Here is a 24,836-nt window from a genome sequence, read left to right as displayed (position 1 = left end):
GGGGCGGCAGGTGCGGCTGAAATCGTCACGTGCAATCCAGCAACATCACAGGCCTTCTCGTTCTCCCTCCGCCCCCTTATATCAGCAATACACCAGCGGAGACCCACGCCTTGATCGCCCTTCTTCAGATCGTCCAATTGCTGCTCAATCTCGTCTGGTGGGTCATCGTGATCCAGGCGGTGCTGTCATGGCTGATCGCGTTCAACGTCATCAACACGCAGAGCGATTTCGTCCGCACGGTGTGGAACGCGCTGCAGAAGATCACCGAGCCGCTTTATCGCCCGATCCGTCGGATCCTGCCCGATTTCGGCGCGCTCGACCTGTCGCCGCTGGTCGTGCTGCTGATCCTCTACATCTTGACCAACATCGTCATCCCGAACATCGCGCAGAACTATCTCGTCGCGGCTTATTGAACGGACCGGCTGCCTGGCGCGCGGTCGGTGACGGCTTGGCGATTGCCGTCCGGGTAACCCCGCGCGGCGGCCGCGATATGCTCGCCGCCGGCACCCCCGAGCATCTTGCCGCGCGCCTGGCGGCGGCGCCCGTCGATGGTGCCGCGAACGCCGGACTGGTTGCGCTCGTTGCCAAGAGCTTCGGTGTGCCCAAGCGCGCGGTGACGATCGTCTCGGGCGAAACCGCGCGGCTGAAGCGCCTGCATATCGCCGGCGATGTCGCTACGCTGGCGGAAATCGCGTCCGCGCTCTATGGGCCGCGGGCATGAGCGCGACCATCATCGACGGCAAGGCCTTCGCCGCCGGCCTCCGGGCCCGTATCGCAGAGGGCGTCACCGCCTTTCGGACACAGGCGGGCCGCGCGCCCGGCCTTGCCGTGGTGCTGGTCGGCGAGGATCCCGCCTCCAGCGTCTATGTCCGCTCGAAGGGCAAAGCGACGCGCGAGGCGGGGATGGAGAGCATCGAGCACCGGCTGCCCGCCGACGTGTCGGCCGAGGACCTGCTGGCGCTGGTCGCGACGCTCAACGCCGATCCGGCGATCGACGGCATCCTGGTCCAGCTGCCCTTGCCCAAGCATATCGACGAGCAGGCGGTGATATCGGCGATCGATCCCGACAAGGACGTCGACGGCTTCCACCCGATCAACGCCGGCCGTCTCGCGACCGGACTGCCGGGGTTCGTGCCCTGCACGCCGTTCGGCTGCGTGCTGCTGCTCAAGAGCGTGTTGCCGAGCCTGAGCGGGCTCGAGGCGGTCGTCGTCGGGCGCTCGAACATCGTCGGCAAGCCGATGGCGCAACTGCTGCTCGGCGAAAGCTGCACCGTCACCGTCGTCCATAGCCGGACGAAGGACGTGCCCGCACATATCCGCCGCGCCGACATCGTCGTCGCCGCGGTCGGGATCCCGCAGATGATCAAGGGCGACTGGCTCAAACCCGGCGCGACGGTGATCGACGTCGGCATCAACCGGACCGAGACGGGGCTGGTCGGCGACGTCGACTTTGCGAGCGCGGTCGACGTCGCGGGCGCCATCACGCCGGTACCGGGGGGCGTCGGGCCGATGACGATCGCGTGCCTGTTGCGCAATACTCTGGTCTCGGCAGGGCGCCGCGAAGGCGTCGCGATCGAGGAGTCGAGCCTGTGATCGAACTCTATATCTCGTCGCTGATCACGTTCTTCGTGGTCATCGATCCGCCCGGCTGCGCGCCGATCTATGCCGGACTGTCGGCGAGCGCGTCGGCGACGCAGAAGCGGGCGATGGCGATCCGCGCGGTCGGCGTCTCGGCGGCGATCCTGTTCGTGTTCGCGCTGTTCGGCGAGGCGTTGCTGAAAGGGTTGGGCATCAGCCTTGCGAGCTTCCGCATCGCCGGCGGCATCATGCTGTTCCTGATCGCGCTAGAGATGGTGTTCGAAAAGCGCACCGAGCGCCGCGAGGATCGCGCCGCCAAGGTCGCGAGCGACCCCGAGGCTGAGGACGTCTCGATCTTCCCGATGGCGATGCCGATGATCGCCGGGCCGGGCTCGATCGCGTCGGTCATGCTATTGATGAGCCGCAACAGCGGGCTCGAGCGCTCGGCGATCGTGCTCGCCGCGATGGTGACGATCCTGCTGCTGACGCTGGTCGCGCTGCTGGCCGCTGGGCCGATCATGCGGATCCTAGGCGCGAAGATCGAGGCGGTGATCACCCGCCTGCTCGGCGTGTTGCTGGCGGCGCTGGCGGTGCAGTTCGTGCTCGATGGCCTGTCGGTGGTGCTGCACTAAGCCGTCATCCGGACTTTCGTCGGGATAACGGCGGTGGGCATCAGTCCACCTTGAACAGCCGCAGCGGCGAATTGCGCGGCAGCGGGAGCGGCGTCAGCCACGTCGGCACCTCGTTCTTGGCAAGCTCCGCGTAGAACCCCTTGGGGCTACGCGCCTTGTAGTTGGTCGATTCCGCCGCGTTGGGGCAGAGCAGCATCATCGTCGCGCCATGGCGCTTGACGATCGCATGTGCCTGGTCCGCGGTTCCCCCGAACGCATGCTGGACGTCGAGGATCGCGTCGCCGTTGCGGTGATACGGCCCTGCGATCGCATCGTGATGCGTGATCGTGATCAGCCGCGGGCCCATGTCGACGAAGGTGAAGATCGTCTGCGCGGGGTATTTGTTGAGCGCGAGCAGCACTGTCGTCCGCAGGCAGTTGCCCGTCGCCATGTTGACGCGCTTTTCATAGGGCTTGGGGCGGTCGATCGGGAAATACTGGATCACCATCCCCGCGAACAGCCCGGAGACGATCAGGAACGCGCCGACCGTGCCCAGCACGCGCACCGCCAGCGATCGGTTGCCGAGAAGCCTCGGCAGGATCAGCCAGCCGAGCGCGGTCGCCCCCGGGATCGCCAGCAATTGCGCGGCGGGGCCGGCGCGGACCTGCCACAGCAGCATCGCGCAGGCGAACGCGGTGAACAGCGCGACCGCCGCCCAGCCGACCGCACGCGGATCGCGCCGCGCACGCCAGGCGGCGACGATCGCACCGATCAGGCCGATGATCGGCAGCGTCGCCAGCGCGAAGCCGACGCGGAAGCTGTGCTTGTAGATCGGCTTGGCCTCGCGGACATTGTTCAGCCAGTTGCGCTGCAGCTCGGGCGAAATGCCCTCCGGGCGGCCGAGGCACTGCGGGAAGACGAGTGCGAAGCCGGCGACGATCGCCGCGCCGGCCGCCAGCGCCAGCGCCAGCCGCGCGCCGCGCGAGGCGGGCCCGAACCGCGCGAGCAGGAACAGCAGCATCCCCGCCGCGATCATCACGCTCAGCCACACCGGCGTCAGCGCGTCGCAGCGCATCGCCTGGTTGGCGTTCGACGCGAACAACGCGAACCCCAGCGTGCTGCCGCCGCCCAGCGTCAGCGCATAGATCGACAGCCGCTCCGCCTCCGCCCGGTCCCAGACCCAGCGCAGCGCGATGATCGCGCCTGCCATCGCCGCATAGGGCAACAGCTCGAGCCCGATCGACAGCGATACCGCGCTGGCGATGCCGACCATCGCGCCACCGCGGCGGCCGTTGGTGTCGCACAGGCCCGCGACCGTGAGGCTCAGCATCGCCAGCTGCCAGCCGTGATGATCGATCCGCTCGGGCATGAACATCAGCATCGTGCCGGTCGCGCCGACCATGAACACGATGGCGAGCGGCCACGCATAGGGGCTGATCAGCCGCCGCACGGTCGCGCCGATGCCGAGCATCGCGATCGACAGCGGCAGCAGCGGCGCGATCCCGCACGCCAGCCGCTCCGCCCAGCTGTTGCTCGTGAACAAACGGAAGACCAGGATCAGCCCGGCGATCGGCAGGTCGACGATCCGGCTCCAGTGAATGTCGAACCCGACCGGCGGGTTCAGCCGGTAGTTGCGCAGATCGTACCAGCCCTGGCCGTCGAGCAGCGCGCGGACCTGCATCAGCCGCATATTGTCGTCGGTATCGCCGAGCGACAGCCAGCGGACCTGCCCCCAGCGATCGACCATCGACCATGCCGCCACCGCCACCCAGGCGAGCAACGACAAGGCGATCCAATGCCGATCGAGTGCGTCGAGCAGCGTATGCCGCCGCGGTGGTGCCTGATCCAAAACGCTTTCCTCCGGCCCGCACGCACTCTAGATGCGCGGGCATATCTCAAGCGTCGCTCTATCGCGGTGTTGGTAAAGAACAAGGCGGGCATGCAGGCGATTTGGCGACAGGTGGAGCAGATGCGGGCGAGCGGCGTGCTCGGCCAGCTCGTGCGCTTCGGGATTGCCGGCGGCTTCACGAGCATGGTCTATTCGCTCGTCTACCTGCCGCTGACGGCGTATGTCTTCCCACCACGCCAGGCGGTGGCGGCGGTGCCGTTCGCGTTTGCCGTCGCGGTGGTCGTCGGGTTCTTCCTGCACAGCCGCTGGAGCTTCAGGGGACATGCGAAGGAGCCCGGGGCGGGGCGGCATATCAAGTTCGTGATCGTCCAGGGCGCCGGGCTCGCGCTCAACGCGCTGGTCACCTGGATCGGCACCGCGCTGTTTCACCTGCACCCGTGGGTCCCGTTGGTCCCCGCCGTGCTTCTTGCCGCGATCCTGAGCTTCGTGCTCAACCGCCTTTGGGTTTTCAACTGATGCTTCCAACGAACTGGGCGAATTACTGATGGATCGCATCGTCTACGACCGGATGGCCGCACATGACTCCACGCACTGGTGGTACCGCGCGCGCCGCGACATCCTCGCCGATTACCTGACCCGCTACGGCGCTTTGCCGAAGGACGCCAAGATCCTCGAGATCGGCTGCGGCACCGGGCACAATCTGCCGATGCTGGCCGCGTTCGGCAGCATCGACGCGATCGAGATCGATCCCGCCGCGCGCGAGATTGCAAGCGAGCGGCTCGGCAAGCCGGTCGGCGCGGCGCCGCTGCCCGAACTGCCGGGCGTGCCGCGTGGCCATTACGACCTGATCGCGGTGCTCGATGTCGTCGAGCATATCGAGGACGACGTCGCGGCGCTGAAGGCGATGGCGGATTGCCTCGCGCCCGGCGGCAAGATCCTGATTGCGGTGCCGGCGCATGCGTGGCTGTGGAGCGCGCACGACGTCGTGAACCATCATCACCGCCGCTATTCGAAGGCGACGCTGAAGGCGGCGATCGAGACTGCGGGGCTCACGCCCGAAAAGCTCGGCTATTTCAATTCGCTGCTGTTCCCGCTGGCGGCGGCGGCCCGGATCGCCGGACGGATGACGGGGCGCGACGACAGCGATGATTCCCCGCCGCCCAAGCCGGTCAACGCGCTGTTCGAGACAATCTTCCGGCTGGAACGCCATCTGGTCGGCCGCGTGCCGATGACGCCGGGGGTGTCGATCGTGACGCTGGCGGTCCCGCGGTAAGCTTCCTCGATCCTCCCCCGCAAGGGGGAGGTGGCTGGCGTTTGCCTGACGGAGGGGGCGGTACGCGCCAACCTCTGCTGTGTGTCCTCCCCCTCCGTCGCTTCGCGCCACCCCCCCTTGCGGGGGAGGATTGGCGGTGGGTCGGGATGACGGGGCAGGAATCTTGGATCTTAAGCAAGCACCACCCCGGCGAAGGCCGGGGCCCAATTAAGGGACGGTGCTGACTGCGGGTGCACTTCGTTACTGCGACCTTTCCAATTGGGCCCCGGCCTTCGCCGGGGTGGTGCAGCGACTAGGTAGCGTTCGTTTAGTCGACGCGAACGGGCGGGGGGCCATCAGGCGCCTGCACCGCGTCGACCGGCTCCGCGCGGAACCCCAGCGTCGCCTTGCCCTGGATCGGGCCAGCGATATCCGCCACGATATAGAGCGGCCGGCGCTTCGACTCGACATAAAGCCGGCCGAGATATTCGCCGATCATCCCCAGCACGAACATCTGCACCGCGCCCAGGAACACGGTGACCAGCATCGTCGAGGTCCAGCCCTGCACCGCGCTGCCCGACAGCCAGCCGATCGCGATATAGACGAACAGCAGCAGCGACACGCCGGTCAGCGCAAGCCCCGCATGGCTGGCAAACCGCAACGGCGCGGTCGAAAAGCCGGTGACCGCGTCGAACGCGAGCCGGATCATCTTGGCGAGCGGGTAGTTCGTCTCGCCCGCGAGCCGCTCGGCGCGGTCATAGGGGAACGGGACCTGGCGGAAGCCGATCCAGGCGACCATGCCGCGGATGAAGCGCGCCTGTTCGGGCAAGCTCAGGAACGCATCCAGCGCCCGCCTGCTCATCAGGCGGAAATCGCCGGTATCGAGCGGGATCGGCGTTTCGGTCATCCGCGTCAGCAGGCGATAAAAGGCGGCGGCGGTGGCCTTCTTGAACACCGTCTCGCCCGCGCGCTGGCGGCGCACAGCATAGACCACGTCGGCCTGGCTCGCCGCCATCGCCGCGCGCATGTCGGACAGCAGCTCGGGTGGATCCTGCAGATCCGCGTCGATGATCAGGATCTGCTCGCCCGCGCACAGATCGAGCCCCGCGGTGAGCGCCAGCTGGTGGCCATGGTTGCGCGACAGGTTGATCGCGACCAGCCGCGGGTCGGCGCTGGCGAGGCGTTGCATCACGTCCCAGCTGTCGTCGCGGGAGCCGTCGTTGATCAGCACGATCTCGTAATCGTTGCCGACCGCGACCTTGGCCGCGCCGGAAATACGGGCGTGCAGGATGTCGAGGCACGCGGCCTCGTTATAGCAGGGCACGACGATTGAAAGGGACGGGGCCGAGAGAGAGGGACGGTTCATCGCCCCCGTCTAGCGTCCGCTGCGCCCGCCGTCATCGTCGGATGTTTCTACACGCGCTCCACGGTGTGCACCGCGTCCGCCGCGCGCAGCCCCGCCATCAGCCGCATCAGCTGCTGCACGTCGTGCACCTCGACATCGATCTCGTTGGTGTGGAAGCTCTTGTCGCGCGTATCCAGCCGCAGGTTGATGATGTTGGCCTTGTGCCCGCCGATGATCGTCGAGACGATGCCGAGCGAGCCCGGCTCGTTCTTCACCATCACCGATATCCGCGCGACCGCACCCTCGGTCTCGTCGCCCCAGGCCACGTCGACCCAGTCGGTCTCGTTCTCCGATCGCTCGGCGAGTTCGCCCAGCACGCGGCAGTCGATCGCATGCACCTCGATCCCCGCATCGGGGCGGCGCAGGCCGACGATCCGGTCGCCCGGGACCGGATGGCAACAGGTCGCAAGGTCGTAGGCTACGCCGGGGGTGAGGCCCTTGATCGAGATCGCGCTCGATTGCGGCGCCAGCGCATGCGTGACGTCGGCGCCCGCCGACCCCGGCATCAGCGCTTCCATGACTGCAGCGTCGGACAGCGTGCGCCGCGCGATCGCGACCATCAGCGACGATTCGTCGGGCAGTTTCAGCCGCTTGAGCGCATGGCTCAGCGCATCGTTGCCGATCTGCGCGGGCAGCCGCGTGACGATGTCCTCGTACAGGCTCTGGCCCAGCGCGATCTGCTCGACGCGCTCCTTCTGGCGCAGATGCCGGCGGATCGCGGCGAGCGCCTTGCCGGTGGTCGCGACGTTCAGCCATTGCGGCTGCGGCGACTGGCCCTTCGAGCGCAGGATCTGCACCTGGTCGCCATTCTCGATCACCGTCGACAGCGGCACGACGCGGCCGTTGACTTTTGCACCCACCGCCTGGTCGCCGAGATCGGTATGCACCGCATAGGCGAAATCGATCGAGGTCGCGCCCTTGGGCAGCTGGATCAGCTCGCCCTTCGGCGTGAACGCGAAGATGCGATCGGTGTACATCGCCATGCGCGTATGTTCGAGCAGCTCCTCGGGGCTTTCGGCCGTATCGAGGATCTCGACGAGGTCGCGGATCCAGCTGACCTGCCGGTCGCTGCCGTTGATCTGCTGTTTGTACGCCCAGTGCGCCGCCAGCCCGAATTCGGCCTGCGCGTGCATGTCGGCGGTGCGGATCTGGATCTCGATGCGCGCGCTGTCGGCATGGATCACCGAGGTGTGCAGCGAGCGATAGCCGTTGCGCTTGGGCGTCGAGATGTAATCCTTGAACCGGCCCGGCACCATCGGCCAGCGCTGGTGGATGATGCCGAGCGTGCGGTAGCAATCCTCCTCGGTCGGGACGATCGCGCGGAACGCCATCACGTCGGACAGCTGTTCGAAGCTGATGTGCCGCTCCGACATCTTGCGGAAGATCGAATAGGGATGCTTCTCGCGCCCCGAAATCTCGGCCTCGACGCCGGCGCGCGCGAGCACGAGCTTCAGGCCGGACGCGATTTTCGCAATGCGGTCGCCATCGCCCTTTTTGAGCTGTTCGAGGCGCCGGTTGATCGATTCGGAGGCTTCGGGCTCGAGCTGTTCGAACGCCAGCGACTGCATCTCGCGCATGAACTCGTACATGCCGATCCGCTCGGCGAGCGGCGCGTAGATGTCCATCGTCTCCTTGGCGATGCGACGGCGCTTCTCGGGTTTTGCGATGTGGTGCAGCGTCCGCATGTTGTGCAGGCGGTCGGCGAGCTTGACCAGCAGCACGCGGATGTCGTCCGACATCGCGAGCAGGAACTTGCGCAGGTTTTCGGCGGCGCGTTCGTTCTCGGTCTGCGCCTCGATTTTGCTGAGCTTGGTGACGCCGTCGACGAGACGCGCGACCGACGCACCGAACAATCGCTCGATCTCCTCGGGCGTCGCGACCGTGTCCTCGATCGTGTCGTGGAGGATCGCGGTGGCGATCGTCTCGGCATCGAGGTGCAGGTCGGTGAGGATTCCCGCCACCTCGATCGGATGGCTGAAATACGGATCGCCGGACGCGCGCTTTTGGCTCCCGTGCGCCTGCATCGAGAAGACATAGGCGCGGTTCAGCAGGGCCTCGTCGGCGTCGGGATCGTAGTCGAGGACGCGATCGACCAGTTCATATTGGCGCAACACGGATCATAGATGGGGCCGGGCACGGACTTTTGGCAACAAAAAGCGTCGGATCACTGTGATCTAATCGCTGCATGAGTGGCGAATGCGTGGGGCGTTTCGCTTCTGCGGCATATGCGGTACGCTTGCCCCCGGACGAGGATGACGTGATGGGCAAATTGCGCGAACCCCTGCTGGAATGCAGCCTGCCCGCCGCGCTGGAGGCGATGGGCGAGCGCTGGTCGTTCCTGATCCTGCGCGCCGCATTCAACGGCCTGCACCATTTCGAGGAGTTCCAGTCGGAGCTCGGCATCGCGCGCAATATCCTGGCGAACCGGCTGGCGCGGCTGGTCGAGCACGGCATCCTGGAGCGGCAGCCGATCCCGGAGGACCGGCGCAAGATCGCTTACGGCCTGACCGACAAGGGCTTCGCGCTGCTGCCGACGATGATCGCGCTCCGGCAATGGGGCGAGCGGTGGGAGACGTGCGTGCCGGCGTTCCCGATCCTGGTCGACGCGCGCGATCGGCGGCCGCTGCAGCCGGTCTCGGTCCGCGCGCATGACGGGCGCGTGCTGGGGAAGGGGGACCTGATCTGGGCGCTGCCGGGCGAGGTTGCGGGGGAAGAGGCCGAGGCGGCTGAGTAAGCTGCCTTCGCTCTTTCTTCCTTGTTCTCCCGCGAAGGCGGGAGCCCAGTCTGGACCCCCGCCTTCGCGGGGGAACATGCTGTCTTCGGATTGCTAGGCGAGCAACGCCACCAACACCGTGCGGATCGAGTCCGGCAGCGGCACCGGCCGCCCCGTTTCCAGATCGACGTGTACGCTGACCATGGTGATCACCGTATGCAGCTCGCCCGTCTCGGCATGCGCGAGCTCGAAACGTTTCGTCAGGCTCGACGTGCCGAGCTTCTCGATCCGCACGAACGCCTCGACCGTATCGCCCAGGCGGAACGGCTTCAGATAATCGATCTCGGTGCGGCGCACGTTGAACTCGGTGCTGGGCCACACATCCGGCAAGGCTGCGGCGATCCCGGTCCAGTCCCAGAACTCGGTGACCGCGACATCGGCATATTCGAGATAGCGCGAGTTGAAGACGATGCGCTGGCCGTCGATCTCGGCATAGCGCACGCGAAACCGGGTCGAGAAGGCGAAACCCGGGCGCATTTCAGATGATCAGGCGGATGCCGACGATCGCCAGCACGGTCGCCAGCACCGGCACCAGCACGCGGTCCGACACGCGCGTCGCGATCAGGCTGCCGATGATGATCCCGGGGATCGATCCGATCAACAGCGACACGAGCAGGTCGACGTCGACCGAGCCGAGGATCCAGTGGCCGATCCCGCCGAGCAGAGTCAGCGGCACGGCATGCGCGATGTCCGAACCGACCAGCCGGTTGATCGGCAGCTTCGGATACAGGATCAGGAGCGCGGTCATCCCCAGCGCGCCGGCACCGACCGAGGTCAGCGAGACGAGCACGCCGAGGACGGCGCCGAGCAGGATCGTCAGCATTGCCTGACGCTCGCCGCCGACGGTGCCGATCCGCGGGGTGAGCCACGCGACGATCTTCCCGCGAAAGAAGGTCGCCACCGCCGACAGGATCAGCGTCACGCCCAGCACGACGGTGATCGCATGGCCGGTGTCGGACGATTTCTCGCCGAGATGGTTCAGCACGAGCAACGTCGCGATCGCCGCAGGGACGCTGCCGGTCGCGAGCCGCCGCACGACGCGCCAGTCGACCGTCCCGCGCCAGCCATGCACGGTCGTGCCCACCGTCTTGGTCGCCGAGGCGTAGAGCAGATCGGTGCCGACCGCGGTGGCCGGGTGGAAGCCGAAGACGAGCACCAGCAGCGGCGTCATCAGCGATCCGCCACCGACGCCGGTCAGCCCGACGATCAGGCCGACGAGCACGCCGGCCACCGAATACAACAGATTAATGTCCACTAAGTGGTTAGCCAGCGCCACGCGCGGGCGTGTTGACGCCCATCGACTGGAGATATTTCTTCACGTTGCGCGCCGCCTGGCGGAGCCGCTGTTCGTTCTCGACCATCGCGATCCTCACATAGCCTTCGCCGTTTTCGCCGTAGCCCACCCCTGGGGCCACCGCGACATGCGCGTGAGTCAGCAATTGTTTGGTGAACTCAAGGCTACCTAAATGCGCGAGGGCGGGCGGCAAAGGCGCCCAGGCGAACATGCTCGCACGGGGGCTTGGAATATCCCACCCGGCGCGGCCGAAGCTTTCCACCAGCACGTCGCGGCGCTTGTGATAAAGTTCGCGGTTGCGCGCGACGATATCCTGCGGGCCGTTGAGCGCAGCGCAGGCCGCCGCCTGGATCGGCGTGAACGCGCCGTAATCGAGATAGGATTTCACGCGAGTCATCGCCGCGATCAGCGTCTTGTTGCCGACCCCGAAACCCATCCGCCACCCGGCCATCGAATAGGTCTTGCTGAGCGAGGTGAACTCGATCGCGACGTCCTTCGCGCCCGGCACCTGGAGGATCGAGGGGGTCGGCTTGCCGTCGTAATACAGCTCCGAATACGCCAGGTCGGAGATCACCCAGAGCTGATGCTTCTTCGCGAACGCGACGACGCGCTCGTAGAAGGCGAGGTCGACGACCTCGGCGGTCGGGTTCGACGGATAGCCCATCACCAGCACCGACGGGCGCGGCACGGTGAATGCCATCGCGCGCTCCAGGCTCTCGAAATACGCCTCGTCGGGCGTCGTCGGCACCGCGCGGATCGTCGCGCCGGCGATGATGAAGCCGAAGGTGTGGATCGGGTAGGACGGGTTCGGCGCGAGCACGACGTCGCCGGGCGCGGTGATCGCGGTGGCCAGACTCGCGAGCCCTTCCTTCGAGCCCATCGTGACCACGACCTCGGTCTCGGGATCGACGTCGACGCCGAACCGGCGGCCGTAGTAATTCGCCTGCGCCTTGCGCAGGCCGGGAATCCCCTTCGACTGCGAATAGCCGTGTGCGCTCGGCTTGCGCGCGACTTCGACGAGCTTCTCGATGACGTGCTCGGGCGGCGGCAGATCGGGATTGCCCATGCCGAGATCGATGATGTCCTCCCCGCCCGCGCGCGCCGCCGCCCGCATCGCGTTCACTTCGGCGATGACATAGGGGGGTAAGCGTTTGATGCGGTAGAAATCTTCGGACATGGAACCCTCGTGTGATGGCGCACGATCCTTACGTCATTCGCGGGAATGCGGAAACCTTTGGATTGTGCAGATCGCAAAGAGGGATGGAATGGCCCGGCACTCTTGGGCTAGGCTACGGAAAAATAAGAGGACGTCATGGCCGAAACTCCGCCCGCTCCGAGCCTGACCGATCTCCAGCACTGGACCTGGGTGATGGGCCGCGCGCAGCAGATGATGATGGAGCAGGGGCTCGGCGCGATGCAGGCGCCGCCGGAGGGGATGCCCATAATTCCCGGGCTTACCGATCCCGCCACGCTGGCGCGTGCGCGGGATTTCTGGACCGAGAGCCTGACGCTGTGGCAGCGGTTCCTCGATCCCGCCAAGGCGCCGGACCCCGCGCCGGTCACCGACAAGCGCTTCAAGGCGCCGCAGTGGCGCGAACCCGTGTTCGACCTGATCCGCCAAAGCTACGAACTGATCGGCGACCATATGCTGCGCAGCGTCGAGGCGGTCGACGGGCTCGACGCCAAGCAGAAGGAGCAGTTGCGGTTCGCGACCAAGGGGTTCGTCGATGCGATGAGCCCGACCAACTTCGCGCTGACCAACCCGCAGGTGATCGAGAAGACGATCGAGACGCGCGGCGAGAATCTGCTGAAAGGGCTGCAGAACATGATGGCCGATCTTGCCCGCGGGCAGGTGACGCACACCCCCGACGGCGCGTTCGAGCTCGGTCGCAACCTTGCGATGACGCCGGGCAAGGTGGTCAAGCGCACGCCACTCTACGAACTGATCCAGTATACGCCGACCACCCCCAAGGTGCTGGCGACGCCGCTCGTCATCTTCCCGCCATGGATCAACCGGTTCTACATCCTCGACCTGACGCCCGAGAAGAGCTTCATCCGCTGGGCGGTCGAGCAGGGCATCACGGTGTTCATGGTGTCGTGGAAATCCGCCGATGCGAGCATGAAGGACGTGGTCTGGGACGATTATGTCGCCGCGCAGGTCGATGCGATCGACACGGTGCGCGCTGCGCTGAAGGTGCCCGCGGTGCACACGATCGGCTATTGCGTCGCGGGGACGACGCTGGCGGCGACGCTCGCGCTGCTGGCGGCGCGCGGCGAGGCGGCGAAGGTCGCGAGCGCGACGTTCTTCACCGCCCAGGTCGATTTCGCGCAGGCTGGCGAATTGCAGCATTTCATCGACGACGAGCAATTGAAGATGGTCGCGTCGCTCTCGCCCGAGGGGTTTCTCGACGGACGCTACATGGCGACGACGTTCAACCTGTTGCGCGGGCGCGACCTGATCTGGAACTACGTCACGCAGAATTACCTGCTCGGCCAGGATTACGTGCCGTTCGACCTGCTCCACTGGAATGGCGACACGACCAACCTGCCCGCGAAATGGCATCTGAGTTATCTGACCGATCTCTACCGCGACAATCTGCTGGTGAAGCCCGGGGCGATCAGCGTCGCCGGCACGCCGCTCGACCTGACCAAGGTGACGACGCCGAGCTATGTCCAGGCGGGGCGCGAGGATCATATCGCGCCTGCCGAGAGCGTCTGGAAGCTGACTGAACTCTTTGCCGGACCGCTAAAATTCGTGCTCGCGGGGTCGGGGCACATTGCCGGAGTCGTGAACCCGCCGGCGGCCGGAAAGTATCAGTATTGGACCAATCCCTCGCCGCATACGACGCTCGCGGACTTCGTCGCGGGGGCGACCGAGACCAAGGGAAGCTGGTGGCCGGACTGGGTCGAATGGGTCCGCGCGATCGATGCCAAAACCGTGTCGGCAAAAGGGGTTAGGCTACCCGGCGCGGGATCGCTCGCGGCGCTCGGAGACGCGCCCGGCACGTACGTTAAAAGCTGATAACGCGACCTTCCGTTAACGTCATGGTGCGGTGCACAATTTATTTGTGCGGCGCCGTAATTCGTGTATAAGGATTGCGACATAACTCCGAAGAGAGGTGCGTGGATGGTGGATATCGTGAAACGGACGGCCAAGCCCGGTTCGAAGCCTGTCGCCACCGCGAAGGCTCCTCGGATTGTCGCCCAGCCGGCACCCCCGGAACGCAAGCCGGTACCACCGGCCGTGAAACCGGCAGAACCCGCACACAAGCTGGCCCAACCGGCCCCCACGCCGGCGCAAGCAGAACCCAAGCCGGCACAACCGGCACCCATGCCGGTCGCCATGACGCCGGCGATCGACTCACCTCCCGCGGCCGCTTTTGTATCGCCGCAGCCAGACTCGCCCCCCCCGATCTTGGCCGCCGCGCCGTCGGGGATTCCAGTCGGCGAAGCTCCAGTTACCGAAGCTCCAGTTACCGAAGCTCCAGTTACCGAAGCTCCAGTTACCGAAGCTCCAGTTACCGAAGCCGCAGCTACCGAAACCGCAGTTACCGAAACCGCAGCCAGCGAAACAAAGGACGCCATCATGGAAACGATCCAGAGCATCACCGACAAGACCAAGTCCCTGTTCACCAACGGGTTCAGCGGCACGACCACCACCGATTTCACCGAGCAGGCCAAGGGCGCGATGGAAAAGTCGGCGAAGATGGCCGAAGATTTCGTCGCCTTCGGCAAGGGCAATATCGAGGCGCTCGTCGAGTCGTCGAAGATCGCCGCGAAGAACGTCGAAGCGCTGGGCCAGGAGGCTGCCGATTACGCCAAGACCTCGTTCGAACACGCGACCGAAGCCGCCAAGACGCTCGCCGCCGCCAAGTCGCCGACCGAGTTCATGAAGTTGCAGAGCGATTATGCGCGTACCGCGTTCGACACGATGATCGCCGAGGGCTCGCGCTCGACCGAGCGGATGCTCAAGATGTTCGGCGAGGTCGCACAGCCGATCTCGAACCGCGTCGCGGTTGCGACCGACAAGATGAAGATTTCGGCCTGAGCCTCCGCCGCGTCGCCGTCGGGTGACGCGTCGGAGCACGGTGAGACAGAAGGGGGCGGCCGTCACGCGACGGTCGCCTCTTCTGCTGCCGCCTCTTTTGCAGTCGTCGTTTGCGGACGCCCCCTTGCTCTTGCCGGGCGGGATGCCATATTTCGACGGCATGGTGGTAAACTCTCAAATGATGGCCGTAAAATCGATGGCCGAGCGCCGTGACGATGGCGAGGATGGTACCGGCGGCACGGGCGCGGGAATCGCGACCAAGACACGTGCGAAGACCAAGCAGCCGACACCATATCGCGTGCTGATGCTCAACGACGATTACACGCCGATGGAATTCGTCGTCCTCTGCCTTCAGCGGTTCTTCCGCATGGATATGGAGGCTGCAACGCGCGTGATGCTCCACGTCCACCAGAAGGGCGTCGGCGTATGCGGCACGTTCAGCTACGAAGTGGCCGAAACCAAGGTGAGCCAGGTCATGGATTTCGCCCGGCAGAACCAACACCCGCTACAGTGCACGCTCGAAAAGGCGTGATGCCCTAAGTCACCGGTACCGGCTCTGCTAATCCTCGCCCGCAAGGGGGAGGTGGCACCGAAGGTGACGGAGTGGGAGGCAAGCCCACCCCCGTTTCGTGTTCCCCCCCTCCATTCGGCAAGAGCCAGCCACCTCTCCGCGGCGAGGGAGGAGAGGGGACGCCCCCTAGCGGGCCGGGGGTAGCCAGCGCAGGTCGAGCCCGTCGAAGCGATCGATGTAATTCGCCGCCTGTGCCAGCAGCGTCTCCTTGAGCAGTGTCACCCGGCTGCCTTCGCGCCGGATCAGCCCGTCTTCCTCGAGCTGGCGCAGCATACGGTTGACGTGCACCGCGGTGAGCCCGGTGGCGTCGCCGATCTCCTCCTGCGTTACACCGAGCGTGAAACTGTTGCCGATCGCCTGGTCGCGCCGGCGCAGACGGTTGTGCATCTCGATCAGCAACGCGGCGATCCGCGCCTTGGCCGAGGTGCGACCGAGCGCCGCGAGCCGGTCGGTCAGCGCGACCTTCTCCATCTGGTTCATCACCATGATGATTGCCGACAGTCGCGGATGATCGGTCACCATCGCAGTCATTGCCGAGCGATCGAACGGGCACACCGTGCAATCGGTCAGCGCCACCACCGTCTCCGGCGAATCGCGATACACCAGCGCCGACACGCCGAGCATGTCGCCGGCGTGGAGGAAGCGAAGGATCTGGCGGCTACCGTCGTCGAGCAGCACATAGCTCATCGCCATGCCGCGCTGAAGGATGAAGAGCTCGGGCTGCGGATCGTTCTCGCGCAGCAGGATCGCGCCGCGACGCAGGTCGCGCGGGCGTTCCTCCAACCGCGCTAACGCAGCCCTTTCGTTCATCGACAAGTCGATGAGATCGCCGACGCGTTCGGCGAAGCAGCTGTCCGGCACTCTGTGATGGTCCCCCATGTTCGAGAACCCAAAGAGCAAAGCTATGATTCCCGCGCATTAAAGTCGATCAAGCGCGTGCATTCGGGCGACGTGCGCGCGAGTCCGCTCGTCGGGTCCGTGCTGCGTGGCCCTTGCGCGCACCGCCAGCCGCGATACACACCCGGGATGGACCGTATTCTAATTCGTGGCGGCAACCGCCTGTCCGGGCGTCTGCCCATTTCCGGTGCGAAGAACGCAGCGCTCACGCTGATGCCGTGCGCGCTGCTGACCGAGGAACCGCTGACGCTGCGCAATCTGCCGCGGCTGGCGGACGTCGACGGCTTTGGCCATCTGCTCAACCAGCTCGGCGCGTCGACCGCGATCCAGGGTACGCGGCCTGAGGATTTCGGCCGGGTGATGACGATCCGCGCGGGCAACCTCACCTCGACCGAGGCGCCGTACGATATCGTGCGGAAAATGCGCGCGTCGATCCTCGTGCTCGGGCCGCTGCTCGGGCGCGGCGGCGAGGCGACGGTGTCGCTGCCGGGCGGCTGTGCGATCGGCAACCGCCCGATCGACCTGCATCTGCGCGCGCTCGAGGCGATCGGTGCCGAGCTCGAGATGGCGGCGGGCTATGTGAAGGCGACCGCGCCGGGCGGACGCCTGCCGGGTGGACGCTATCGCTTCCCGATCGTGTCGGTTGGCGCGACCGAGAACGTGATCATGGCGGCGGTGCTCGCCAAGGGCACGAGCGTGATCGAGAACGCCGCGCGCGAGCCGGAGATCGTCGATCTGTGCAACTGCCTGGTCGCGATGGGCGCGTCGATCGACGGGATCGGCACAGAGACGCTGACGATCGAGGGTCGCGACCGGCTGCACGGCGCGACCTATGCGGTGATGCCCGACCGGATCGAGGCGGGCAGCTATGCCTGCGCCGCGGCGATCACCGGTGGCGACCTGGAACTGGTCGGCGTGGCGATCCCCGACATGGGCGCGACGTTCGACGCGCTGGTCGAGGCGGGCGTGTCGGTGACGCCGACCAAGGACGGCGTGCGCGTCGCCGCGGACGGCGGACTGAAGCCGCTGACGCTGTCCACCGCGCCCTATCCCGGCTTCGCGACCGACATGCAGGCGCAGTTCATGGCGATGCTCTGCAAGGCGGATGGCGCGAGCGTGCTGACCGAGACGATCTTCGAGAACCGCTACATGCACGTGCCCGAGCTGGCGCGGATGGGTGCCGATATCCAGGTGCGCGGGCGGACCGCGGTGGTGCGCGGCGTCGACAAGCTCGTGGGGGCGCCGGTGATGGCGACCGACCTGCGCGCGTCGATGAGCCTGATCCTGGCGGGTCTCGCGGCGGACGGCGAGACGTCGGTCGGCCGGGTGTATCATCTCGACCGGGGGTATGAGCGGCTGGAAGAGAAGCTGAGCGCCGTGGGCGCGGATATCGAGCGCGCCAGCGACGGGTGAGCTTGAGCCGGGGTTAGCCCTCTCCCCTCCGGGGAGAGGGTTGGGTGAGGGGCAGTTGGGGAGCGCAGCGCTTGCGGCGCCCCTCTCCCCGACCCTCTCCCCGAAGGGGAGAGGGAGCAGGTTGCTTGGCGTTTTGCGGTGGCATCCTTGCCGCACGGACACTGGGGCGGCGCTCCAAGCGGCGCTACCCGGCTAGTTCCCCCGCGAAGGCGGGGGCCCAGGATGACGCAAAGCTGCCCTTGGTAGTCCGGTAGACATCTACGCAGCGCCGCCGGCAAAGCCGCCGTCGGACGGGTTCGGTAAACCGACCCGCCGGCCGTGCCGGGCGCTGCCCGCTCGCTTCGCTTGATGGCAGCGCCCGTCAGTACATGTGCTGCCCGCCATTGATGCTCAGCGTAGACCCGGTCACGAACCCGCCCTCCTCCGAGCACAGAAACGCCACGCCGCGCGCGATCTCGGTCGCCTGACCCAATCGCCCGACGGGGATCTTCGCGACGATCTTCTCCAGCACGTCCGCTGGCACCGCCGCCACCATGTCCGTGTCGATATAGCCCGGCGCGATCGCGTTGACGGTTACGCCGGCCCGCGCGCCCTCCTGCGCCAGCGCCTTGGTGAACCCGTGGATCCCCGATTTCGCCGCGGCATAGTTGACCTGGCCATACTGCCCGGCTTGTCCGTTGATCGAGCCGATGTTGACGATCCGCCCCCATTTGCGCGTCCGCATGCCCGGGAACACCGCCTTGGCCATGTTGAAGCAACCGCCGAGGTTGGTGTCCATCACCTCTTTCCAGTCCTGATACGTCATCTTCAGGATGGTGCCGTCGCGCGTGATGCCCGCATTGTTCACGACGATATCGACATCGCCCAGATCGGCGGCGACCTGCGCACAGCCCGCCTGACACGCATCGTAATCGGCGACGTCCCACTTATACGCCTTGATACCGGTGCGTTCGGTAAAGTCCCGCGCACGATCGTCATTGCCGGCATAGGTTGCCGCGACGGTCAGCCCCATGTCCTGAAGCGCAAGACTGATCGCCTCGCCGATGCCACGCGTACCCCCGGTTACAATCGCGACGCGTGCCATTAGTCTCTCTCCTCTGGGTAGCCTTTTAAAACAGGTTAACCAGCCCGCACCCATCCTTCAAGCTCACGCGCCAAAATGCTGCGCAGCATTTCGACGCCGACCGGGCTGTCGTTGAGGCACGGCAGATAGGCGAAATGCGTGCCGCCCGCCTCCTCGAAGCTCTCGCGTCCGCGGATCGACAGCTCCTCGAGCGTCTCCAGGCAATCGGCGGAGAAGCCCGGCGCGAAGATCGCGACCTTCGTCTTGCCGGCCTTGGCGAGCGCGACGAGCGTCTCGTCGGTCGCTGGGCCCAGCCACTTTTGCGGCCCGAAGCGCGACTGGAAGGCGATCGTCAGCTCGCGTCCCATCCGCTCGCCGAGCAGCCGCGCGGTCTTCTGGCAGTGGCAGTGATAGGGATCGCCCTGCTGCAACGTCCGCTTCGGCATCCCGTGGAAGCTCGCGACGATCGCGTCCGGCGTGAAGTCGAGCGCGGCGAGCCCCGCCTCGAGCGAGTCCTTCAGCGCGTCGATATACAGCGTGTCGTCGTAATAAGGCGGCAGCGTCCGGATCGCCGGCTGCCAGCGCAGGCCGGCCAGATGCTTGAACGCCTTGTCGTTCGCGGTCGCGGTCGTTGCTGCGCAATATTGCGGATAGAGCGGTGCGAGCAGGATGCGCTCGCAGCCCGCCGCCTTCATCGCGACAAGCCGGTCCGAAATCGATGGATTACCATAGCGCATCGCCCAGTCGACCAGGACCGTGGGGCCGAACGCGTCCTTCAGCGCCGCCGCCTGCAACCGGGTGATCGCGGCGAGCGGCGATCCGTCGTCGCGCCAGACCTGCGCATAGGCGTGCGCGGACTTTTTCGGGCGCGTGTTCAGGATGATCCCGCGCAGGATCGGCTGCCACGCGATCTGCGGGATTTCGACGACGCGCGAATCGGACAGGAATTCGCCGAGATAGCGCTTCACCGATTTCGCATCGGGGCCATCGGGCGTGCCGAGGTTCATCAGCAGCACGCCGATCTTGGGGGCAGGAATCGGCGGATGATCGGGGGGCAGGGTCATGCCGTCGGTCTTAAGGGCAAATGGCGGATGCGAAAGCCCGTTGACGCATGGAGCGCGTTGGCGATCGCGGGCGCGACCGCGGGAACACCGAGTTCGCCGACGCCGCCGGGGGCCTCCTCGCTGCGGATCAGCTCGACGGTTATGTCGGGCGTGTCGGCGAGCCGGGGCAGCGCGATCGTGTCGAACCCGCGCGCGTCGGCGAGCCCGCGGGTAATCTCGGTCGATGCGCCGAGCGCGCCGGCCAGCCCGAAGATCAGCCCGCCCTCGATCTGCTGACGGACGATGTCGGGATTGATCTGCGCGCCGCAATCGACCGCGGCGACGAGGCGGTCGACGACCGGGCGCTGGTCGGGCCCCAGATGCGCCTCCGCCATGACCGCGATGTAGCTGCCGCGAAAGGCATGCGCCGCGATCCCTTGGCCGCTGCCTGCGACACCGCCGTTCCACCCGCCGAGCGCCGCCGCGGTCGACAGGCAGCGCGCAAGGCGCGGCTCGCTGCCGAGCATGCCGATCCGGAACGACATCGGTTCGGACTGCGCGACATGCGCGAGTTCGTCGAGGAAGCATTCGGTGAAGAACGCGGTGTAGCCATGCGCGCCGCCGCGCAGGTGCCCCGTCGGGATGCCGATCTCGGCGGGGTGGTGGTCGATCGCATAGGCCGGGATGCGATAGACGGGCGTCACTCCCGCCACGGCGTAGCGGTCGCCTTTGACGCCGATCAGCGCGGCTTCGGTCGCGAGGCCCGGCATCATCCGGCGCGCCATCTCGGCCCCGGTCGCCGGCGCCGCGATCTTCGCGCTCCAGCCCAGAATCGCGCCATTGGGGGCGAGCCGCGCCGCCATCTTCGCCACCGCCGGCGCGCGATAGGGATCGTGAAGCGACTCCTCGCCGCGGGACCAGACCAGGCTGACGGGGCGCCTGAGCTTTACCGCGAGGATCGCGGCCTGTTCGGCGATGTCGGGTTCGAGTGCGGCGCCGAATGACCCGCCGATCAGCATCGGGTGGACGACGACCGAGTCCTCGCCGAGACCCGCCGCCCGCGCCGCCGCGGTCCGCGCGAGGCCGGGTGCCTGGGTTGCGAGCCAGAGTTCGAGCCGACCGTTCGAGAAGGATGCGGTGGCGCTGCGCGTCTCGATCCCCGCGTGCAGGCCCAGCCCCGCGCGGTAGGTCGCGGTGACGAGTTTGGCGCCCTGGAAGATCGCCGCGACATCCCCGACCGACGCCATCGACGTGCCCGGACGGGCGAGCGCGGCGTCCAGCGCCGTATCGATCGACCGCGTATCGGGGAGGGGGGCGGCATTTTCGAATCGCGGCGCGAGCGCGTCGAGCGCCTTGTGCGCCGCCCACCATGTCGTCGCCACGGACGCGACCCAGCGCTGGTTTTCGACCACCGACAGCACGCCGCGAATGCGATCGGCGGCGGCGCGATCGACCTTCGTCAGGCGTCCGCCGACGGGCCCCTGCCGGATCGCGGCATGCACCATGTCGGCGAGCCGGACGTCCCCCGCGAAATTCGCCGAGCCATCCACCTTCGCGGCGGCGTCGATCCGCGGCACCGACGTGCCGGCGAGCTTGCCCGCGCCCTGGATCCCGAGCGGCAGCGGATCGGGCAGCGTGAAGGTCGCCGCCGCCTCGGCCAGTTCGGCGAAGCGGATGCGCTTGCCCGCATGCGTGCAGAAGCCCGCCTCGACGGCCACCTCGGTCCAGTCGGCATCCCAGCGCTTTGCCGCGGCCATGCACAGCAGCGCGCGCGCGCCCGCGCCCGCCGCGCGACAGGCCTGCTCGAACATCCGGATCGAACTCGATCCGCCGGTCAGCATCGGTGGCTGCGGGATGCCTTCGGGCAGGCGGTCGAACAGCCCTTCGAACAGGTCGTGCAGGCCGACCGGGTTGGCGTAGAGCGGGTTGAGCGGCGCGAGTTCGACGCCGACGGTGCGCCAGTCCGCGCCGAGCTCGTCCGCGACGATCTGGGGGAGGGTGGTGTAGACGCCCTGGCCGTGCTCGACCTGCGGCACTGCGACGGTGACGTGGCCGTCGGTGCCGATCTTGAGCCAGGCGCCGAACGGGGTTTCGCCGGGGTTGGCGACGAGCGTTGGCGCATAGCCGCGCGGCCAGAGGCCCCAGGCGACGACGAGGCCGATCCCCGCGCCGCCGCCGACGAATATGCTGCGCCTGCTGATCATGCCGTGGTCTCTAACCCTTCTCCCCCAAGGGGAGAAGGTGGCGCGGCAGCACGTCTATCTTCCCTCGTCATCCTGACGAAAGTCAGGACCCAGAGCCAAGCAGCGGAGCCTCCCGTTATCCTGGGTCCTGACTTTCGTCAGGATGACGGAAATGGGAGACTTCTTGTCCCACAAATTCAGGCCAGTGCGCGGTACGTTGCCTTGAGCGAGACCTTGTCGATCTTTTCCGTCCCGAGCCGCGGCAGCGGCGTATCCGAGATCCAGATCCGCTGCGGCACCTTGAACGCGGCGATGTGCTGGTAGAGGAACGCGCAGAGATCGTCGGGCGTCAGCGTCTCGCCGTCGCGCACCACGACCACCGCGCCCGGCACCTCGCCGAACCGCTCGTCCGCCAGCCCGAACACCGCGGCTTCCGCCACCGCCGGATGCTCGTACAGCGCCGCCTCGACCTCCTGGCACGAGATATTCTCGCCGCCGCGGATGATGATGTCCTTCTTGCGGTCGACGATGAACAGATAGTCGTCCTCGTCGAGATAGCCGATGTCGCCGGTGCGGAAATAGCCGTCCGCGGTGAACGCCGCGGCGGTCGCGTCGGGGCGGTTCCAATATTCCTTGAAGTTGCAGATCGTGCGGATGCAGACCTCGCCGCGCTGACCCTGATCGACCGGGTGGCCGGCATCGTCGAGGATCGCGAGATCGACCAGCGGCGCGCCCGCGCGGCCCGCGGAATTGGGCTTGGCGAGATAGTTGCTGCGCCAGTTGCCCGTGCCGACCGCGTTGGTCTCGGTAAGGCCGTAGCCGATCAGCGGCGCGCCCCCGCCCATCTCCGCGTCGATCCGGCGGACGTGATCGACCGGGCGCGGCGCACCGCCCGCGGCGAAATCGGTGACGGTCGACAGGTCGTACTTCGCGCGATCGGGGTGGTTGAGGATCTCGAAGCTCATCAGCGGCACGCCGACGAAATAGGTGACGCCCTCCGCCTCGATCAGCCGCATCGCCTCGCCCGCATCCCATTTCGGCATCAGCACGAGCTTGCGCCCCATCGCGAAGCTCTGGAGGAACACCGGCACTTCGCCGGTGATGTGGAACAGCGGGATTGTCAGCAACGTGACCGGCTGGCCGACCGGCGGATTGCCCTGAGCGGTGGCGATGCCCATCATCATCATCGCTTGGGCGAGATAGTTGAAGACGCCCTGCACGATCGCGCGATGCTCGGACAGCGCGCCCTTCGACTGGCCGGTCGACCCGCTCGTGAACAGGATCGTCGCATGATCCTCGGGCCCCAGCGGCGGCAGGTCGGCGGTATGATCGTCCCTGGCGAGCACGGTTGCCAGCGCTTCAGTGATCGGCCGCGTATCGTCGATCTCGATCACCGGCGCGGTAAGGCCGGCGATCTGCGCGAGCCGCTTCACGCGCGGCGGGTCGGCGAAGACGAGCGCGCAATCGACGTCGCGGATCGCCGCTTCCAGTTCCTCGGCCTGCCACCAGCCGTTGAGCAACGTCGCGACGCCGCCGGCCATGACGATGCCCATGTAGAGCACGATCCACGACGGCGAATTGCGCATCGCGATCCCGACCCGGTCGCCCTTCGCCACGCCGTGCCCGCCGACCAGCGCGCGCGCGACACGCTCCGCCGCGGCATGGACCTCGCCGAACGTCAGCCGCTCGGGGCCCGAGACGAGGAAGACGGCGTCGCGATGCTCGTTGGCATAATGCGCGAAATAGTAACTCAGCGCAGGCGGCGCGGCAGCGATCGTCGGGAGCGTGACCCCGAACCGCTCGGCCGAACCGAGTGCCAGCATGCCGTCGGGCGCGGTCAGCGCGGCCATCGTGGAATCCATAGCCGCATCGAGCTCGGTCCGCATATCGCTCTCCTACTTGGTCTTATCGTTACTCGTCTTTATGCAGGGGCGAACGCGTGGGGAAAAGCCTTTGATCCTGTCGACCATTTCTGCTGCCGTCGGCAGTCACATCCGCTTCGAGGATCTGGGTTTGCACCCCGACGTCTTCTCGATCGGATTCTTCACGCTGCGCTGGTATAGCCTGGCCTATATCGGCGGGATCCTGCTCGGCTGGTGGTATCTGCTGAGGCTGCTCGCGCAGCCCGGTGCACCGATGGCGCGGCGCCATGCCGACGACCTGGTGTTCTACGCGACGCTCGGCATCATCCTGGGCGGGCGACTCGGCTATGTGATCTTCTATGCGCCCGAGATGTTCCTGCATCCGCTGCGGATCTTCCGGCTGTGGGACGGCGGGATGTCGTTCCACGGCGGGGTCATCGGCACCTCGATCGGGCTGATCCTGTTCGCGCGCAAGCACCAGCTCAACTGGTTGCGCGTGCACGATTATATCGCCTGCGCTGTCCCGTTCGGGCTGTTCTTCGGGCGGCTCGCCAACTTCGTCAACGGCGAGCTCTGGGGCAAGCCGACCGACGTCGCCTGGGGCATCATCTTCGAACGCACCGTGCCGTTCGGCATGATCGAGCCGGCGCGCCACCCGAGCCAGCTGTACGAAGCCGGCCTCGAAGGCATCGCACTCTTCGTGCTGCTGTGGTTCGCGTTCTGGAAGACCAAGGCGCGCTACGATCCGGGCAAGCTCGTCGGGCTGTTCGTGCTGGGCTACGGCCTCGCGCGCTTCACCGTCGAGTTCTTCCGCGAACCCGATTCGCAGCTGCGGGCCTTTGCCGAACATACCGGGCTGCACATGGGCCAGTGGCTGTGCGTGCCGATGATCGTCGGCGGTGCCTATCTGGTCGCGACCTCGGCCAAGCGCCGCGTGCGAGTGGAGTCGATCGCGGGGACGCAGAGCGTCGCCTGACTCCCCTCCCGCTTGCGG

At 66.8% G+C, this 24,836-nt stretch carries 23 protein-coding genes; 12 read left to right on the top strand and 11 right to left on the bottom strand.

What is annotated here, in order from left to right; all coding sequences use genetic code 11:
• Positions 1-110: 110 nt before the first annotated feature.
• The 4 genes from ASF00_RS03655 to ASF00_RS03640 are packed head-to-tail and all read left to right on the top strand — an operon-like array spanning position 111 to position 2,210.
• Positions 111-413 (top strand): YggT family protein, encoded by a 303-nt coding sequence (locus ASF00_RS03655; protein WP_055874210.1) that lies wholly within the window; start codon positions 111-113, stop codon positions 411-413.
• Positions 410-721 (top strand): DUF167 domain-containing protein, encoded by a 312-nt coding sequence (locus ASF00_RS03650; RefSeq protein ID WP_055874207.1) that lies wholly within the window; start codon positions 410-412, stop codon positions 719-721. The genes ASF00_RS03655 and ASF00_RS03650 overlap by 4 nt, the downstream gene beginning before the upstream one ends.
• Positions 718-1,593: a bifunctional methylenetetrahydrofolate dehydrogenase/methenyltetrahydrofolate cyclohydrolase FolD gene (gene folD, locus ASF00_RS03645; protein WP_055874204.1), complete on the top strand. Its 876-nt coding sequence runs from the start codon at positions 718-720 to the stop codon at positions 1,591-1,593. Before ASF00_RS03650 ends, folD begins: the two co-directional genes overlap by 4 nt.
• The gene (locus ASF00_RS03640; RefSeq protein WP_055874200.1) at positions 1,590-2,210 is read left to right on the top strand and encodes a MarC family protein; all 621 of its coding nucleotides are present in this window, start codon (positions 1,590-1,592) and stop codon (positions 2,208-2,210) included. The genes folD and ASF00_RS03640 overlap by 4 nt, the downstream gene beginning before the upstream one ends.
• A 40-nt stretch (positions 2,211-2,250) precedes the next feature.
• On the opposite strand, the gene ASF00_RS03635 is transcribed toward ASF00_RS03640, so the two are convergent.
• Positions 2,251-4,038, bottom strand: coding sequence for a hypothetical protein (locus ASF00_RS03635; RefSeq protein ID WP_055874198.1), 1,788 nt, complete (start codon positions 4,036-4,038; stop codon positions 2,251-2,253).
• A 69-nt stretch (positions 4,039-4,107) separates the two neighbouring features.
• On the opposite strand from ASF00_RS03635, the gene ASF00_RS03630 reads away from it, so the two are divergent.
• Both ASF00_RS03630 and ASF00_RS03625 read left to right on the top strand, forming a co-directional pair.
• Positions 4,108-4,554, top strand: coding sequence for a GtrA family protein (locus ASF00_RS03630; RefSeq protein ID WP_321163410.1), 447 nt, complete (start codon positions 4,108-4,110; stop codon positions 4,552-4,554).
• Positions 4,555-4,582: 28 nt separating this feature from the next.
• Complete coding sequence (locus ASF00_RS03625) at positions 4,583-5,311, top strand: class I SAM-dependent methyltransferase (protein WP_055874195.1); 729 nt, start codon at positions 4,583-4,585, stop codon at positions 5,309-5,311.
• A 307-nt stretch (positions 5,312-5,618) separates the two neighbouring features.
• Here ASF00_RS03625 and ASF00_RS03620 read toward each other — a convergent pair whose 3' ends face one another.
• Together ASF00_RS03620 and ASF00_RS03615 are read right to left on the bottom strand one after the other, a co-directional pair.
• Entirely contained in the window at positions 5,619-6,656 is a 1,038-nt protein-coding gene (locus tag ASF00_RS03620) for a glycosyltransferase family 2 protein (RefSeq protein WP_055874192.1), read from the bottom strand.
• A 47-nt stretch (positions 6,657-6,703) separates the two neighbouring features.
• Positions 6,704-8,809, bottom strand: a complete 2,106-nt coding sequence (locus ASF00_RS03615) for a RelA/SpoT family protein (protein WP_055874189.1) — start codon at positions 8,807-8,809, stop codon at positions 6,704-6,706.
• 146 nt (positions 8,810-8,955) lie between these two features.
• Between ASF00_RS03615 and ASF00_RS03610 the strand changes: the two genes are divergently transcribed.
• The gene (locus ASF00_RS03610; RefSeq protein WP_055874186.1) at positions 8,956-9,429 is read left to right on the top strand and encodes a winged helix-turn-helix transcriptional regulator; all 474 of its coding nucleotides are present in this window, start codon (positions 8,956-8,958) and stop codon (positions 9,427-9,429) included.
• Between the two features lie 93 nt (positions 9,430-9,522).
• On the opposite strand, the gene ASF00_RS03605 is transcribed toward ASF00_RS03610, so the two are convergent.
• The 3 genes from ASF00_RS03605 to ASF00_RS03595 are packed head-to-tail and all read right to left on the bottom strand — an operon-like array spanning position 9,523 to position 11,939.
• On the bottom strand, positions 9,523-9,945 hold the full coding sequence (locus tag ASF00_RS03605; RefSeq protein ID WP_055874183.1) for an acyl-CoA thioesterase: 423 nt from the start codon (positions 9,943-9,945) through the stop codon (positions 9,523-9,525).
• Between the two features lies 1 nt (position 9,946).
• Positions 9,947-10,723 (bottom strand): sulfite exporter TauE/SafE family protein, encoded by a 777-nt coding sequence (locus tag ASF00_RS03600; RefSeq protein WP_055874180.1) that lies wholly within the window; start codon positions 10,721-10,723, stop codon positions 9,947-9,949.
• A gap of 7 nt (positions 10,724-10,730) precedes the next feature.
• Positions 10,731-11,939 carry an LL-diaminopimelate aminotransferase gene (locus tag ASF00_RS03595; protein ID WP_055874176.1) on the bottom strand — a complete coding sequence of 403 codons (1,209 nt, stop codon included), beginning with the start codon at positions 11,937-11,939 and terminating at the stop codon, positions 10,731-10,733.
• A 135-nt stretch (positions 11,940-12,074) separates the two neighbouring features.
• On the opposite strand from ASF00_RS03595, the gene ASF00_RS03590 reads away from it, so the two are divergent.
• The 3 genes from ASF00_RS03590 (at position 12,075) to clpS (ending at position 15,342) form a co-directional block, all read left to right on the top strand.
• Complete coding sequence (locus ASF00_RS03590; RefSeq protein WP_055874173.1) at positions 12,075-13,784, top strand: PHA/PHB synthase family protein; 1,710 nt, start codon at positions 12,075-12,077, stop codon at positions 13,782-13,784.
• A 564-nt stretch (positions 13,785-14,348) separates the two neighbouring features.
• Positions 14,349-14,810: a phasin family protein gene (locus ASF00_RS18910; RefSeq protein ID WP_055874170.1), complete on the top strand. Its 462-nt coding sequence runs from the start codon at positions 14,349-14,351 to the stop codon at positions 14,808-14,810.
• 196 nt (positions 14,811-15,006) lie between these two features.
• Entirely contained in the window at positions 15,007-15,342 is a 336-nt protein-coding gene (clpS, locus tag ASF00_RS03580) for an ATP-dependent Clp protease adapter ClpS (RefSeq protein ID WP_055875355.1), read from the top strand.
• 165 nt (positions 15,343-15,507) lie between these two features.
• Here the strand turns inward: clpS and ASF00_RS03575 are convergent, their stop codons facing one another.
• Positions 15,508-16,191, bottom strand: a complete 684-nt coding sequence (locus ASF00_RS03575) for a Crp/Fnr family transcriptional regulator (RefSeq protein ID WP_235525593.1) — start codon at positions 16,189-16,191, stop codon at positions 15,508-15,510.
• 216 nt (positions 16,192-16,407) lie between these two features.
• Between ASF00_RS03575 and murA the strand changes: the two genes are divergently transcribed.
• Positions 16,408-17,691: a UDP-N-acetylglucosamine 1-carboxyvinyltransferase gene (murA, locus tag ASF00_RS03570; RefSeq protein WP_055874164.1), complete on the top strand. Its 1,284-nt coding sequence runs from the start codon at positions 16,408-16,410 to the stop codon at positions 17,689-17,691.
• Between the two features lie 361 nt (positions 17,692-18,052).
• Here murA and phbB read toward each other — a convergent pair whose 3' ends face one another.
• The 4 genes from phbB to ASF00_RS03550 form a co-directional block, all read right to left on the bottom strand.
• The gene (gene phbB, locus ASF00_RS03565; protein WP_055874161.1) at positions 18,053-18,775 is read right to left on the bottom strand and encodes an acetoacetyl-CoA reductase; all 723 of its coding nucleotides are present in this window, start codon (positions 18,773-18,775) and stop codon (positions 18,053-18,055) included.
• 35 nt (positions 18,776-18,810) lie between these two features.
• On the bottom strand, positions 18,811-19,818 hold the full coding sequence (hemH, locus tag ASF00_RS03560; RefSeq protein WP_055874158.1) for a ferrochelatase: 1,008 nt from the start codon (positions 19,816-19,818) through the stop codon (positions 18,811-18,813).
• A complete protein-coding gene (locus ASF00_RS03555) occupies positions 19,815-22,001 on the bottom strand; it encodes a xanthine dehydrogenase family protein molybdopterin-binding subunit (protein ID WP_055874154.1) in 2,187 nt (728 codons plus the stop codon). The genes hemH and ASF00_RS03555 overlap by 4 nt, the downstream gene beginning before the upstream one ends.
• Before the next feature lie 176 nt (positions 22,002-22,177).
• A complete protein-coding gene (locus ASF00_RS03550) occupies positions 22,178-23,866 on the bottom strand; it encodes a class I adenylate-forming enzyme family protein (RefSeq protein ID WP_200910466.1) in 1,689 nt (562 codons plus the stop codon).
• A gap of 70 nt (positions 23,867-23,936) precedes the next feature.
• Between ASF00_RS03550 and lgt the strand changes: the two genes are divergently transcribed.
• Complete coding sequence (gene lgt, locus ASF00_RS03545) at positions 23,937-24,818, top strand: prolipoprotein diacylglyceryl transferase (protein WP_443024380.1); 882 nt, start codon at positions 23,937-23,939, stop codon at positions 24,816-24,818.
• Positions 24,819-24,836: the final 18 nt, after the last annotated feature.

It is taken from the genome of Sphingomonas sp. Leaf34, from assembly GCF_001421805.1.
In the GTDB taxonomy this organism is placed as follows: domain Bacteria; phylum Pseudomonadota; class Alphaproteobacteria; order Sphingomonadales; family Sphingomonadaceae; genus Sphingomonas.
Note: the sequence above shows the minus strand (reverse complement) of the source record. Positions and strands in the feature narration are given on the sequence as shown.

Coding starts and splice junctions, on each gene's coding strand:
- folD (WP_055874204.1), top strand. CDS start 718: ATGAGCGCGACCATCATCGACGGCAAGGCCTTCGCCGCCGGCCTCCGG.
- ASF00_RS03625 (WP_055874195.1), top strand. CDS start 4,583: ATGGATCGCATCGTCTACGACCGGATGGCCGCACATGACTCCACGCAC.
- ASF00_RS03620 (WP_055874192.1), bottom strand. CDS start 6,656: ATGAACCGTCCCTCTCTCTCGGCCCCGTCCCTTTCAATCGTCGTGCCC.
- ASF00_RS03610 (WP_055874186.1), top strand. CDS start 8,956: ATGGGCAAATTGCGCGAACCCCTGCTGGAATGCAGCCTGCCCGCCGCG.
- ASF00_RS03605 (WP_055874183.1), bottom strand. CDS start 9,945: ATGCGCCCGGGTTTCGCCTTCTCGACCCGGTTTCGCGTGCGCTATGCC.
- ASF00_RS03595 (WP_055874176.1), bottom strand. CDS start 11,939: ATGTCCGAAGATTTCTACCGCATCAAACGCTTACCCCCCTATGTCATC.
- ASF00_RS03590 (WP_055874173.1), top strand. CDS start 12,075: ATGGCCGAAACTCCGCCCGCTCCGAGCCTGACCGATCTCCAGCACTGG.
- ASF00_RS18910 (WP_055874170.1), top strand. CDS start 14,349: ATGGAAACGATCCAGAGCATCACCGACAAGACCAAGTCCCTGTTCACC.
- clpS (WP_055875355.1), top strand. CDS start 15,007: ATGGCCGAGCGCCGTGACGATGGCGAGGATGGTACCGGCGGCACGGGC.
- ASF00_RS03575 (WP_235525593.1), bottom strand. CDS start 16,191: ATGAACGAAAGGGCTGCGTTAGCGCGGTTGGAGGAACGCCCGCGCGAC.
- murA (WP_055874164.1), top strand. CDS start 16,408: ATGGACCGTATTCTAATTCGTGGCGGCAACCGCCTGTCCGGGCGTCTG.
- phbB (WP_055874161.1), bottom strand. CDS start 18,775: ATGGCACGCGTCGCGATTGTAACCGGGGGTACGCGTGGCATCGGCGAG.
- hemH (WP_055874158.1), bottom strand. CDS start 19,818: ATGACCCTGCCCCCCGATCATCCGCCGATTCCTGCCCCCAAGATCGGC.
- ASF00_RS03555 (WP_055874154.1), bottom strand. CDS start 22,001: ATGATCAGCAGGCGCAGCATATTCGTCGGCGGCGGCGCGGGGATCGGC.
- ASF00_RS03550 (WP_200910466.1), bottom strand. CDS start 23,866: ATGCGGACCGAGCTCGATGCGGCTATGGATTCCACGATGGCCGCGCTG.